Annotated in this window: 8 protein-coding genes and 1 pseudogene; all 9 read left to right on the top strand. The window is 76.9% G+C overall.

What is annotated here, in order from left to right:
• Positions 1-843: pseudogene (locus tag JWP64_RS09430) on the top strand (hypothetical protein); the annotation flags it as partial.
• 14 nt (positions 844-857) lie between these two features.
• Positions 858-2,216: a type VII secretion protein EccB gene (eccB, locus tag JWP64_RS09425; RefSeq protein ID WP_297494716.1), complete on the top strand. Its 1,359-nt coding sequence runs from the start codon at positions 858-860 to the stop codon at positions 2,214-2,216.
• A 1-nt stretch (position 2,217) separates the two neighbouring features.
• Positions 2,218-4,842 (top strand): hypothetical protein, encoded by a 2,625-nt coding sequence (locus JWP64_RS09420; protein WP_297494713.1) that lies wholly within the window; start codon positions 2,218-2,220, stop codon positions 4,840-4,842.
• Between the two features lie 40 nt (positions 4,843-4,882).
• A complete protein-coding gene (locus JWP64_RS09415) occupies positions 4,883-7,978 on the top strand; it encodes a right-handed parallel beta-helix repeat-containing protein (RefSeq protein ID WP_297494710.1) in 3,096 nt (1,031 codons plus the stop codon).
• Positions 7,979-8,145: 167 nt separating this feature from the next.
• On the top strand, positions 8,146-8,490 hold the full coding sequence (locus JWP64_RS09410; protein WP_297494707.1) for a WXG100 family type VII secretion target: 345 nt from the start codon (positions 8,146-8,148) through the stop codon (positions 8,488-8,490).
• 30 nt (positions 8,491-8,520) lie between these two features.
• A complete protein-coding gene (locus JWP64_RS09405; protein ID WP_297494703.1) occupies positions 8,521-8,811 on the top strand; it encodes a WXG100 family type VII secretion target in 291 nt (96 codons plus the stop codon).
• Positions 8,812-8,836: 25 nt separating this feature from the next.
• Positions 8,837-9,373: a hypothetical protein gene (locus JWP64_RS09400; protein ID WP_297494700.1), complete on the top strand. Its 537-nt coding sequence runs from the start codon at positions 8,837-8,839 to the stop codon at positions 9,371-9,373.
• Between the two features lie 105 nt (positions 9,374-9,478).
• Positions 9,479-12,409, top strand: coding sequence for a hypothetical protein (locus JWP64_RS09395; protein WP_297494698.1), 2,931 nt, complete (start codon positions 9,479-9,481; stop codon positions 12,407-12,409).
• 126 nt (positions 12,410-12,535) lie between these two features.
• Positions 12,536-12,973: a YbaB/EbfC family nucleoid-associated protein gene (locus JWP64_RS09390; protein ID WP_297494695.1), complete on the top strand. Its 438-nt coding sequence runs from the start codon at positions 12,536-12,538 to the stop codon at positions 12,971-12,973.
• Positions 12,974-12,978: the final 5 nt, after the last annotated feature.

Below are 12,978 nucleotides of genomic sequence, written 5' to 3'. Positions count from 1 at the left end.
GGGACGACGCTCGCCGCGCTCGTCGGGCTGGTGTTCCCGGCCGGGCCCGCGGCCGTCGCCGGACCGGGGGCGCCGGGCGTCGCGCTCGCCGCGCTGGGCGCCGGGGTGGCCGCGGGGGTGCTGCTGGTGCTGGGCCGCACCGCGGCCGTCGCGTTCGGGGCGGTGGTCGGCGTCGCTCTGGGAGCGCTGCTGGCGGTGGGGCTCGCCGCCTGGTCCGGGCTGGACGCGGTGCGCGCGCTGACCGTGGTCACGGTGGTGGCGTTCCTGTTCGGCGCGGTCGGGCCGCGGGGGGCCGTGCGGGTGGCCCGGCTGCGGGTGCCCCTGCTGCCCCGCACCGCCGCCGAGCTGCAGGAGGACATCGACCCCGAGCCCGGTTCCGTCCTGGCCGCCCGCACGGCCCGCGCGGACGCGCTGCTGTCCGTCGTCTCCGTGTCCACGGCGGTCCTCGTCGTCGCCACCGCGTACGCGCTGGTGGACCACGACGGCTGGGTCGAGCGGCTGCTGCCGCTGCTGCTGGCCGCCGCGGCCGCGCTACGCGGACGGATCCTGCGGACCGTGGTCCAGCGCGGCGCGCTGGTGTGGGCGGCGGTGCTCGCCGTGGCTGTCACCGCGACCGGGATGGCCCGGGTCGCCGGGCTCGACTGGTCGATCGTGCTGCTCGTCCTCACGCTGCTGGCCGCGGCCGCGGCGATCGTCGCCGCGTGGCGGATGCCCGGGCGCCGGCTGCTGCCGGTGTGGGGGCAGGCCGCGGACATCGCGGAGCTGTGGACCGCCCTCGTGCTGGTGCCGGTGCTACTGCAACTGCTCGGCGTGTACGCCTACTTCCGCGCGCTGAACGGCTGAGCGGCGGTCGTCGGGTGCAGAGCCGCAAGGACCACGTCCAGGCCTACCAGTTCTCGACGGCGCGGCTGTCGTCCGCGCTGGTCACCGGGGACGCGTTCGCCGGGGAGGCGCCGCTGAAGCGCTCCGGTTCCGGCGCGGTGTTCGGGACGGTCCTCGCCGCGCTGGTCTGCGCGGGCGCGTTCGTGTTCGGCCTGATCAGCCCGGGCGGGGCGACGAGCTGGCAGCAGCCGCGGACGATCGTCGTGGAGAAGGAGACCGGCAACCGCTACGTCTACCTCGACGGCGTGCTGCACCCGACGCTCAACACCGCGTCGGCCATGCTCGTCCTCGGCGCCGACGGCGGGGCTCCGACCTTCCGCCAGGTGTCGCGCAACTCTCTCGCCGGCGTCCCGCACGGGGCCGCGATCGGGATCCCGGGTGCGCCGGACTCGGTCCCGCAGGCGAACGGCATGCTCCCGCCCGAGTGGTCGCTGTGCTCGGGGCCCGGGGGGACCGGCCCGCGGGGGACGGTCGTGCTCGGCCCGGCGGCGGGCACACCGCTGCCCGCCGACCAGCGGCTGGTGGTGGCCGGGGCCGACGGCGGCGCGCACGTGGTGTGGCGGGACACCGAGTACCCGGTGGCCTCCGCCGCCGTCCTCGCAGCGCTGGGGCTTGGCGACGTCGCGCCCGTCGTGGTCCCGGACGCGTGGCTGGCCGCGCTGGCCCACGGGTCCGCCCTCGTCGCGCCGGACGTGCCCGGGTCGGGCTCACCCGGCCCGGCGGTGGGCGGGGCGTCGTCGGCCGTCGGGCAGGTGTTCCAGGTGAGGTCCAGCCAGAACGCGTCGACCCAGAACTACCTGCTGCGCTCCGACGGGCTGGCCCCGCTGAGCCCGACCGCCGCCGCGCTGCTCGCGGCGCGGGCCGGGGCGGCACCGGCCAGAGAGAGCACCCCGGCCGACGTCGCGGGGGCGCCCACGTCCGCCGACGACTCCGGGCTGCGCGGCCTGCCGGACCTCGCGGGTGCGGGCACCTACCGCCCGGCCACCGACTCCGTGTGCGTGCACCAGGTCTCCCGCGACGGCGACCTCGCCCCGGGCACCGTCGGCACCGCACCGGTCCCCGTCGACCCGGCCCGCGACCGCGCGCTGCTCGCCCCCGGCTCCGGCATGCTCGTCGCCGCGCTGCCCCGGCCGGGGCCCGGCACCCGGCCGCAGCAGTACCTGATCACCGACCAGGGCGTGCGCTACGCGGTGTCCGACGAGGCGGCCCGACTGCTCGTGCCGACCGCCACGACGGCCTGGCTGCCGCCGGCCGTGCTCGGCGCCCTGCCGGCCGGGCCGGCGCTCACCACCGGCGCGGCAGCGCGGGCCGGCTCCGCCCAGGGAGGGCCCTGACATGACCAGCGCCGACACGACCAGCGCCGAGACCACCAGGGCGCTGCCGTACGAGCCGGACTCCCGGCTCGTCTGCACCGAGGTGGGACGGGCCCTGCTACTGCACCGGCCCGGGCCCGTCGACGCGTCCGCGCGGCGACTCGCCGTCGGGGTCGCGGCGGACCCCGAGCACACCGTGGTCGTGCTGGACCTGCCGCCCGACGTCGCACCCCCGGTCCGGGACGCCGCCGCCCTGCTGCTCGGGCCCCGGCCCGGCGGTTTCCGCCTCGTGTTCACCGGGGCCGGGCCCGCCGGCGCGGCGACCGCCGCCGCCCAGTGGCTCGCGGATCGCCTGCGCCGCACGGTGATCACCCACGACGGCGCGGTCGTGCCGGTGGGCGAGGCCGGCCTCTTCGTGCCGTCCGCGGCCGGTTCGGGCTGGGTGCGCTTCCGGCCGGGTGCGCGCCCGCAGCACGAGTCGCACCGCTTCCCGCGCCCCGCCTGGGACCCGCTGCCGGTCACCACGGCGGCGCGGGCCGGGTCGTCGATGGTCGAGCCGCTGCCCGGCGGGCTGTGGATCCGCCGGGTGCACCCGGATCCGGGCCCGGCGCCGCACCGCGACACGCTGGTCACGGCGCTGGTGGTGCAGCACGAGGTGCTGACCGTGGTGCTCGGCTCGCCCGGGGCGCCGCCGCTGTCCCTCGACGACGTCGCCATGGTGTGGCGGGAGCTGCCGCCGGCCACCCGCGCGGCGACCCGGTTCGTCGAGTTCGGGCCGGTGGCCTGCCCCGCGGACACGAGCCCCGGTGCGGCGCTCGCCGAGCTGCTCGGGGAGCCGGTCACGTTCTACACCGGACTGCCCGCGGTAGCCCCTGCCGGCGGGACCCCGGGCACACCCGGGCCGGTGCCGCGCACGGTCCGCGCCGACGGCCGCCCCGGCTGGCATCCCTATGCCGGGCAGCTGCGTTTCGCCCCGGGCACGGCCGGTGCCCCGCCCCGGATCGTCGCGCACCGCCGCCCGGTCCCGGACGCACCGGAGATCGCGCCGGGCCGCTACGCGGTCGCCCCCGACGCGGTGCTCGAGGTGATCGCGGCCGGGCTGTGGGTCCGCCCGCCGGAGAACCTCACCGATCCCGCCGACGGGGCCGCGGCTGACGCCGTCCGGCGCACGCCGTTGCGCCCGGACCGGTTCGCCGTCGTGTACGAGGCGGGGACCCCGGAGGTCGCCCGCCGGCTGCACCGGGTCGCGGTCGACACCGTGGAGAGGCTGGAGCCCTCGGTGCGCCGGTTCAGCGAGGTGCGGGCGGTGGGACTCCCGGCCGGAGCGTCTGCGGCCCCGGAGGATCCGCCGGCCGCCCCGGATCCGGTCGCCGTTCTGGACCCGGTCGCCGTTCTGGACCCGGTCGTCAGGGGGCCTTGCGCCGAGGCTCCGGCGCGGCCCGCGCCGGGCCTCCGGCCTGTGGGTCTGCGGCTGGAGACGGCCGAACCCGATCTCGGGCCGGCACCGGCCGCGTCGGCGCCGCCGGTCCCGTCAGTTCCTGCTGCGTCCAGCGCAGCCCGGTCGAGCGCAGCCCTGTCGCGCCCAGCCCCGTCGCACCCTGTCGCGCCGAGTCCGGCCCCGCTGATCCCGGGCCCGCCGGTCGCCGCCCGGGCCCTCGCCGGACCCGCGACCGGTCCGCGGTACGCCGCACCCTCGCCGGCGGTGACCCCCGCGCGGGCCCCGTCATCTCCGGCCCCGTCATCTCCGGCCCCGTCATCTCCGGCCCCGTCATCTCCGGCGCCGTCTCCTCCGGCGCCCGGTCCGGCCCGTCCCACGCCTGCGGCCCACGAGCTGCGCCCGGCGCCGCACGCCGCGCGGCCCGCGCCCCGCGTGCAGCCGGTTCCGGCGGCCGACGCCTCCGCGCTGGTTCCTGCCACCGGGATTGCGGAGGAGCGACGGTGGCTGCGGCGCACGTTCAGCGCGGAGCACGACGCGGAGTCCGGGGTCGTCGCGGCGCTGCTGTCGCAGGTCCCGGGCCTGCGGGCGGGAGCGGACCCCGTGGACGTCGTCCTCGACCTCCTCGGCGTCCGCCTCTACCTGCGCGGGGACCGCCGGACCCTGGCCGACGCGGTGCGGGCCGCGCAGCCCGGCGCGCACGTCCCACTGGCCCGTTGCGTGGCCGCCGGGCTGCGCCGGCTGCCGTCGTTCCGGGGGCCGGCCCGGCTCGTCGTACCCGGCGGAGCCGCGCTGGCCGCCCTCTATAGGCAGCATCCCGTGCTCACCGAGTGGGCCTTCGTCGACGCGCAGCCTGCCGGTGCGCCGTCGCGTCCCGGGGACCTCGAGGTGCGGATCTGGTCGAGCTCCGCCCGCCGCACCGCCCTGCTCGACGGCGTCGCGGAGCGGGTGGTGTTCGGGCCCGGGACCGGCTTCCGGGTCCTCGCCGTCACCGACGACGCCCCGGCCCCGGTCGTCCTGCTGCGCGAGCTCCCGGGCGGCGCGGACGGTGGCGAACCCTCGCCGTTCGACGACGTCGCCCGCGCGGGCCTCGACCGGGCCGCCGAACAGTGGCCGGCACCCGGCAGCGGTGGTGCCGGAGATCCCGGTGCCGGGGATCCGAGGGACGACGCGTCGGCGCCCGGCGTGCTGTGGCCGTGGGTGCGGGCGTGACCGGCCGAGTGGGACCGACCTGTGAAAACGGGGGAGTGCGATGAACCGCGACGTTCTGCGGGTACGGGCCGACGGGGCCGAGGCCGGCGCCCACCGCACCATCGCGGGGGCACTCGCCGCCGCACCGGACGGGGCGGTGGTGTCCGTCGCCGCGGGGCACTACCCGGAGCAGCTCGTGCTCACCCGGCTCGTGACGGTGGTCGCGGCGGACGGGCCCGGCAGCGTGGTCGTGCACAGCGACAGCGGCCCCACCGTCACCGTCGACTCCGACGCCGTGACGCTGTCCGGCCTGGACATCACCTGCGGGGACCCCGATCTGCCGGCCCTCGACGTGCCCCGCGGCGAGGCCGCGCTCGACGGGTGCCGGGTCGACGGCGCCGCCTGGACGACCGTCCTCGCCCGCGGCGCGGGGGCGCTGGCCGCCCGCGACTGCCGGATCCGCAGCACGGCCGGCGCCGGGGTCGTCGTCACCTCCGAGGCCGGGAGCTCGCTGGAGAACTGCGTGTTCCCGGGGGTCGTCTCGACGGCGGTGGTCGTCGGGGAGCGCGGCCGGCTGACGGTCCGCGGCTGCACGATCGACGCCCCGCGAGGAAACGGTGTGTGCTTCAACGGGCACAGCGGCGGCATCGTGGAGGACACCGTGGTGCGGGGCGCGCAGAAGCCCGCGATCGTCGTCGAGCAGCAGGCGGAGGTCCGGTTCCGGGATGTCGAGATCACCGGCAGCGCCACCCTGGACGTCTACCTGACCGGTACCGGCGCCGTGGAGTTCGAGGGCTGCACGTTCACCGGGGCCGGCGCGCAGGCCGTGCATGTCACCGGCGAGGGCGGCCCGGAGCTGCGGGCCTGCACGTTCTCCGCCGGACGGCAGGCCGTGCAGGTCACCGGGTCCGCCCGGCCCACGCTCGTCGACTGCCGGGTGCAGGGGAGCCCCGTCGGGCTGCTGGTCGACGGCGCCGCCCGGCCGGAGCTGCACCGCCTGCGGGTCCGCGGGGCGGGCGAGGCGGCGCTCCGGGTGACCGGGGAGGCCGAGGTGCGCGCCGACGGCGTCGACGTGGCGGAGTCCGCGGGGGTCACCGTCGGCGGGGGAGCGCGGCTGCTGCTCGCGCACGCCGTCTGCGTGGTCCCGGACGGTCCGGCGCTCACCGTCGCCGCGGCCACCGCGGAGCTCGACGACGTGGTGTTCCGCGACGGGGCCGGGATGCTGCTGGACGACGGCGGCCGGATCGAGGCCACCGCGGTGGTGCTCACCCGCTGTGGGGCGGAGGTGCGGGCCGGCGCGGAGCTGGCCCTGACCGGCAGCGAGATCGTCGACGCGCCGGGGCCCGCCCTCAGGGTGCACCGCGGCGGGGTGCTGCGCGCGACCGGAACCCGCGTGCACCGCAGCGGCGGGCCGGCCGTCGCCGTGCAGGAGGGCGCCGACGTCCGGCTCGACGGCTGCGAGCTCTTCGACAACGAGGGCGACGAGCCCGGCGCCCCCCAACCCGCACCGGGGCCCGCACCGGAGAGCCCGGCGCCGCGGCCCGCGGGGCGGCTCGGGGAGCTCGACGACCTCGTCGGCCTGGAGAGCGTGAAACAGGACGTCAAGGGGCTCGTCGACCTCAACCGGATGGCCCGGCGGCGCGAGGAGATGGGGCTGCCCATGCCGTCGCTGAGCCGGCACCTCGTGTTCGCGGGCCCGCCCGGCACCGGCAAGACCACTGTCGCCCGCCTCTACGGCGCCGTGCTGGCGGAGCTGGGGATCCTGCGGCAGGGGCACATGGTGGAGGTCTCCCGCGCGGACCTGGTCGCGCAGATCATCGGCGGCACCGCGATCAAGACCTCCGAGGTGTTCGCCCGCGCGCTCGGCGGGGTCCTGTTCATCGACGAGGCATACACGCTGACCAGCCAGTCCGGCGGCACCGGCCCGGACTTCGGCCAGGAGGCGGTCGACACGCTGATGAAGCTGATGGAGGACCACCGCGAGGACATCGTGGTGATCGTCGCCGGCTACTCGGCGCAGATGGACCAGTTCCTGGCGTCGAACCCGGGAGTCGCCTCGCGGTTCACCAAGACCGTCGAGTTCCCCAACTACACCGTGTCCGAGCTGGTCACGATCGTCTGCGGGATGGCGGCCAAGCACTACTACGAGCTCGACGACGACGTGCTCGTGGCGATCAGCCGGTACTTCGAGCGCACCCCGAAGGGCGCCACCTTCGGCAACGGCCGGGTCGCCCGCCAGGTGTTCGAGCTGATGATCTCCTCGCAGGCGTCGCGGCTCGCGGCGTCGTCGTCGGGGGGCGACGCCGAGCTGAGCCGGTTCATCGCGGCCGACGTCCCGCGCGCCGAGGGTGACGACGGCAGCGTCGAGGGCACGGCCGACGCGTCGGTCCCGGCCGGTCCCTCCGCGCGCAGGCTGGCGGGGCTCGTCGGACAGGACGCCGTGCGGGCGGCCCTGCTCGCCCGCCTGTCCGGGATGGCGGCGCTGCAGCGGCGCGGGCAGCCCGTCGCTGGGCTCGCCAACGTGGTGTTCGACGGCCCGTCAGGCAGCGGGCGCCGCACCGTCGCCGGGCTGTTCGCCCGCTCGCTCGCCGAGCTGGGCCTGGTGCCCAGCGGTGTGCTGACGCGCCTGGTGCTCGACGGAGTGCCGGCGCGCTGGCCCGAGCAGGCGGCCGCGGCGGTCGGTGCCGCCGCGGCCGACGCCGAAGGCGGGGTGCTGCTGCTGGACCTCGACGGCGGGTACGGGGAACGCCCGGAGACCGAGCGGGCCCGCGTCGCCGCCGCCGTCCGCGCGGTGCTGCGCGCCCGGCCCGGCACGGTGGTCGTCGTGTGCGGGCCGACCCCCGCCGTCGCCGGGTTGCTCGGCGGCCGGGACGGCCTCGCCGGGGCGTTCGCCGAGCACCTGCGGTTCACCGGGTACACCCCGGCGGAGAGCGCCGAGCTCGCAGTGCGCCGCCTGGCCCGGCACGGCCTCGACTCCGACGCCGCCGCGGCCGCCGCGCTGGCCGACGAGCTGACCGGCGGGTCCGCCCGGGCCGCGCACCGGCTCGCCGACCGGATCGCCGCGGCGGCGACGGCACCGGAGATCGGGGCCGACGACGTCCGCCGGGTCCTCGCGGACCCACGCCCGCACCGCGACAGCGGCCTGGTGCCCGTATGAGTAGCGAGCCGCACGGGCAGGGATGGCGGGCAGCTCGGGCAGGCCCGCGCCGACCGGGCCCCGGGACACCTCCCGCCCGGTCACGATGACGTCGGTCCGCAACGGACCGCGGGCGTGCCCGCCGGGTGCGTCGAATACCACGACCTCCACGAGAGCGAGGATCAGCGGTGGCCAACAACCAGTCCCGCGTCGACCTGGGCGGCCTGCAGACCACGGCGGCGAGCCAGGGTGCGGCGGTTCAGGACGGCCGCACCGAGTTCCGCCAGATGATGTCCCAGGCCGAGGCCCTGGCCGCCACCTGGCAGGGCCCGGCGGCGACGTCGTTCAGCCAGGGCCTGTCCGATCTCAACGTCAACGGCACGCGCCTGTTCGACGCCCTGCAGCGGATGCAGGAGCTCATGCAGCGCACCCACACCGACTTCTCCAACACCAACGACACCACCCACCAGGGCGCGCAGAACTTCGCCGGGAACGTCGGCGCCTCCGCTCCCACCGGCCTCGCCGGTCTCTGACCGCGTCACCGCAGAACAGGAGAGATCGACATGGTGAGCTTCTCGGTCCAGTTCGGGTCGATGGAGGACGCGACCACCCAGCTCAACGCGATCGCGGGGCGGCTGCTGGCGCTCGGTGAGCAGCTGCACGGCCAGGTCCTGTCCGGCACCACGGAGTTCCAGGGTGCGACGAAGGACCAGTTCATGGTCGTCCAGCAGCAGTACGAGCAGGCCCACGCCGCCATCCAGCAGACGACGCAGGGATCCGGCCGGTCGCTCGGCGACATCCACACCAACTACGCGGACAACGAGAGCCGCGGCGCCGCGCGCTGGGCGCACTAGCGGAGTCCGGTGAGGAGGAGCCGACATGACGTACGGCACGCTCGACGGCACCATCGCCCCGTCGACCAGCGGGACCAGCAAGCCCGCCATCGTCGCGTGGCAGGACCAGACACCCACCGTCGATCACGGTGATCCCACGTCCACCGGACCGGCGGCTCCGGCCGTCCCCGGCGGGGGCGGGGCGGGGGGCGGGGGGACGACGTCGGTCGACACCCCGTCGCTGTCGCTGTTCTCGAAGAACATCGGGGAGCTGATCAAGCCCCTCCAGGACGCGCAGACCCGGCTCGACGGCATGACGGCGGTGCCGGGCGGGTTCGCCCAGGCCTTCAACCTGCGCAGGCAGCTGGTGGGCGAGGGCGGGTTGCAGGGCAGCTACCGCTCGGTCCTGGGGAAGGTCATCGAGACGCTCACCGACGTGCGCAACGGCGTCGACAAGATGGCCGCGGACTACGAGACCACCGAGGAGGCCAACACGATGAAGGCCGACGCGGTGGCGAAGGCGATGCCCGACCTCCCGGGGGACCTCACCTCCCTGGGTACCTCCGGGGCGGCGAGCGCCTGACCGGCCGGGGCCGGGGAGCGGCCTGCGCCACTCCCCGGTCCCGGACCGTCCGGCACACGCTCCGAGACGACTTCCTACGGGTTCCGAGACGGGGGACGAACCGACATGGCCGACGACGCCGACGATCCCGGCTTCAACCGGCACGAGGGCGGCGGCGTCGGTGTCGACACGGGCACGCCCACCCAGGACGGCGCCTGGAGCGGCTGGACCTGGAAACAGATCATGGCCGCGATCACCGGGGTCGGCGGCAGCGGCGGGAACGACACCTCGGTGTCCGATCCGTCGACGCTCTGGGACGCGGCCGACCGGCTCCTGTTCGTCCAGCAGACGTTGCAGATGGTGGCGACGAGCGTCGCCGACCAGGCCAAGGCCCTGGCGGGCGGCGACGGGTCGCCGTGGACCGGCGCCGCGGCGACGGCGTTCCTCGGCACGATGACGAACGTGTCCAGGGTGGTCCAGGCCCAGGCCGACGTGCTCGGCGGCGGCGACTCCGGCCAGGGCGCCGTGCCGCCGCAGGTCTACGCGAACGGCAACCAGCTGCAGACCGCGATCGACAAGATCCACGCGATCGACCAGCACTACGCGGCGCAGGCGATCGCTCGTGGCGCGTCGACGCACGACGGCCTCGTGATGGTCCACGAGGACCCGGAGGTCGTCGCGGCGATGACCCGCGACATGCGTGCCGTCCTCGCCAGCCTCGCCGGCAGGTACACGACGACGGTGAACGCGATCGTGCAGCCGTCGATGGACCCGTCGGGTGTCGGCGGCGCCGGCACGGGCGGTCCTCTGAACCTGCCCGCTGGCCCCGGCATGGGCGGTCCCCTGGACCTGACCGGTGGCGGTGACACCGGCGGTGGTGGCGGTGGCGGTCCCATCCTGACCCAGAGCGGTGATGTACCCGGTCCCGCCGGTGACCGCGGTGGTACCGATGTCGGTGGTGGCCCGGGCGCGGGCGGTGGGGCCGGTACCGGTGGTGCACCTGACCTGTCCGGTTACGGGGGTGGCACCGATGTCGGCGGTGGTGGTGCGGGTTCGGGCGGTGGGGCCGGTACCGGTGGTGCACCTGACCTGTCCGGTTACGGGGGTGGCACCGATGTCGGCGGCTCGGGCGGAACCGGCGGCATGGGGCTCCCGATGGGGATCGGTCTGGGAGCCGGTGCTGCCGGGCCCGGCGCGGGGGCGAACCGCTCGTCCGGGCCCGCGATGCCGGCGGTGCAGTCGTTCGGCGACACCGGAGTCGGTGACGGCGGCCTCGCGGACCCGGCCGCTCTGGGCGCCGCCGGGCTGGGCGCGAACGGCAACCAGGACCGAGGGGGGATGGTGCCCGACGTGTCCCCGTTCGGCGCGGGGACCGGAGTCGGTGACGGCGCTCCCACCGGACTCCCGGGCATGGGCGGCAGCGGACTCGGTGTCGACGCTCCGGCCGGTCTCGGTCAGGGCGGCGGCCTGCCGGGGGTGTCGCCGTTCGCGGGCGGAACCGGGGTCGGCGACGGCACGGGCACGGGCGTAGCGGGCCAGGGCGTGGACGCGCCCGCAGCCCTCGGACAGGACCGGGGTGGCGCGGTGCCCGGGGTGTCGTCGTTCGGTGGCGGCGCGGAGGTCGGCGGCGGGGATCTCGGGGGTGCCGGGGGCGGCGGCGTGCCGGATCTGAGTCCGTTCGCGGGCGGGACCGGCGTCGGCGGTGGTCTCGGTGGCGCGGGCGGTCTGGAGACGGGCGGGACCGGCGGCGGGCCGTCGGCCGTTGGGTCCTACGGCGGCACCGGCGTCGGCGGCACGAACGGGTCGTCGGCACCTGGCGGGATGCCCATGATGCCGCCGATGGGCGGCATGGGTGGTGGGGCCGGCGGGCAGAACGGCGCGGGCCAGCGCTCCGACGCGAGCGGCCTGCTGAGCCTGACGCCGTTCCCCGGAGCCACGGACGACCTCGGCGGGACCGGCATCGTCGGCGGCTCGGGTGCGAGCCGCGGCGCGGCGTCGTTGGACGGGCTCGACAGGCTCGGCGGGCCGACCGGCCTCCCCGGGCTCGAGGGCGATCCCGCGGCCGTGGACCTCCCGGCGGTGGAGGGCTTCGGCGACACCTCGGTGGCCGGCGGCCCGGCCGGTGCAGGGGACGGCACGGGAGGCGGGATGCCCGCGCTCGACGCCTATGGGGGTGGTACGGAGGTCAGCGCCGGTGCGGGCCTCGGCGGCGACGTCGGCGGCGAGGGACTCGGCCCGTCCGGCGGGACCCTCGGCGGAGACGGGACGCCCGGCACGACGGCGAGCGGCGCGACAGCGGCCGGGACAGCCGGCGGAGGCGGTATGCCGATGATGCCGCCGATGGGTGCCGGTGCGGGTGCCGGCGGCCGGGACGGTGCCGGCGGGCGCTCCGACGCCTCAGGGCTGCTGGCCGGGAGCAGCGCGCCGTGGGCGGCAGACCCGGGCACCGGGGAACCGGTCGCGGGGGAACCGGTCGCCGGGGCCGCAGCCGGGACCGGTCTCTCGGGCCGGGACCTCGCGACCGCCGCGCTCGCCGCCGGTGCACTCGCGGCGGCGTCACAGGCGCGCCGGGACCGGGAGGCGCGGGACCTGCCGCACACGGGGCCGCACGCGACCGAACAGGACGCCTGGGTCGACGCCGGACCGGAACCGGCGACGGCCGCCACGACGTGCGGTGACACCGGGGCATCGGCCTGGGACGACCCTGCCGGGGCCGGTCTGCTGTCGGCGTTCCTGGGCGGCCCGGCCGCGGCCCGTTCGGCCGTACCGGGCGAGACCCCCGTCGACCCTGCGCCACCGGTGGAGCCCGCGGACACCGGATTCACCACGTGGCGTCCGCTGCGGCCGGTCGAGGGCCGGGTGGGTCCGCCCGTGGAGCAGCAGGTGTTCCGCAGCTCGTTCGAGGAACCGGACCCGGCCCCCGCCGAAGAACCCGCCACGGCCGAGGCCACCGCCGAGGAGGAGCAACCACGCGAGCGCTCGGCGTCGGACCTGCTCCGGCGGGCGTCGGAACCCTGGGGCGGCGCGGCCCGCACGGTCCCCGGCGTCGTCGAGTGAGGCCCGGTCGGGTGAGGCCGGACGGGCAGGGTGCGGGGGCCGCTCGGCCATGGCCGTCGCCGATCGCTGTTCCCGCGCCGGGACGGGGGTTTGACTCGTGACAACCGGATCGACAGGGGTGAACAGGTGACGTCGCCGTACGACGAGGACATCGAGCGGTCGCTGGGCGAGTACCGCGACCAGGTCTCGCAGCTGGCGCAGACCGCGCGGCGGATGCGGGAGCTGACCGCGAGCGCCACCGCACCGCGCCGCACGGTCACGGCGACGGTCGGTGCGCAGGGCGAGCTGCTCGGCCTGGAGTTCCCGACCGGCGCGTACCGGCAGCTACCGCCTGCGGAGCTCGCGTCGATCATCGTCGCGACGGTGGCCGAGGCGCGGCGCGAGGTGGCCAGCGGGGTGACCGAGCTGATCGCCCCGTCGATGCCGTCCGGGTTCGACGCGGCCGCGGTGCTCGCCGGGTCCGCCGACCTCTCCGGCGTCCTGCCACAAGACCCGCAGCCGGCCCCGGCCGTCCAGGACTATCTCCGTCGCGGCCGTGGCGGCGACGCCAGGGCCGGTGGATGAACCGG

This window comes from Pseudonocardia sp. (genome assembly GCF_025465255.1).
Taxonomy (GTDB): Bacteria; Actinomycetota; Actinomycetes; order Mycobacteriales; family Pseudonocardiaceae; genus Pseudonocardia.
The sequence above is the reverse complement of the archived record's forward strand: the minus strand, read 5'-3'. Positions and strand labels throughout refer to the sequence as shown.

What these genes read in the sequence shown, in the direction of transcription:
- JWP64_RS09420 (WP_297494713.1), top strand. Translation starts at nt 2,218, where the DNA reads ATGACCAGCGCCGACACGACCAGCGCCGAGACCACCAGGGCGCTGCCG.
- JWP64_RS09415 (WP_297494710.1), top strand. Translation starts at nt 4,883, where the DNA reads ATGAACCGCGACGTTCTGCGGGTACGGGCCGACGGGGCCGAGGCCGGC.
- JWP64_RS09405 (WP_297494703.1), top strand. Translation starts at nt 8,521, where the DNA reads ATGGTGAGCTTCTCGGTCCAGTTCGGGTCGATGGAGGACGCGACCACC.
- JWP64_RS09400 (WP_297494700.1), top strand. Translation starts at nt 8,837, where the DNA reads ATGACGTACGGCACGCTCGACGGCACCATCGCCCCGTCGACCAGCGGG.
- JWP64_RS09395 (WP_297494698.1), top strand. Translation starts at nt 9,479, where the DNA reads ATGGCCGACGACGCCGACGATCCCGGCTTCAACCGGCACGAGGGCGGC.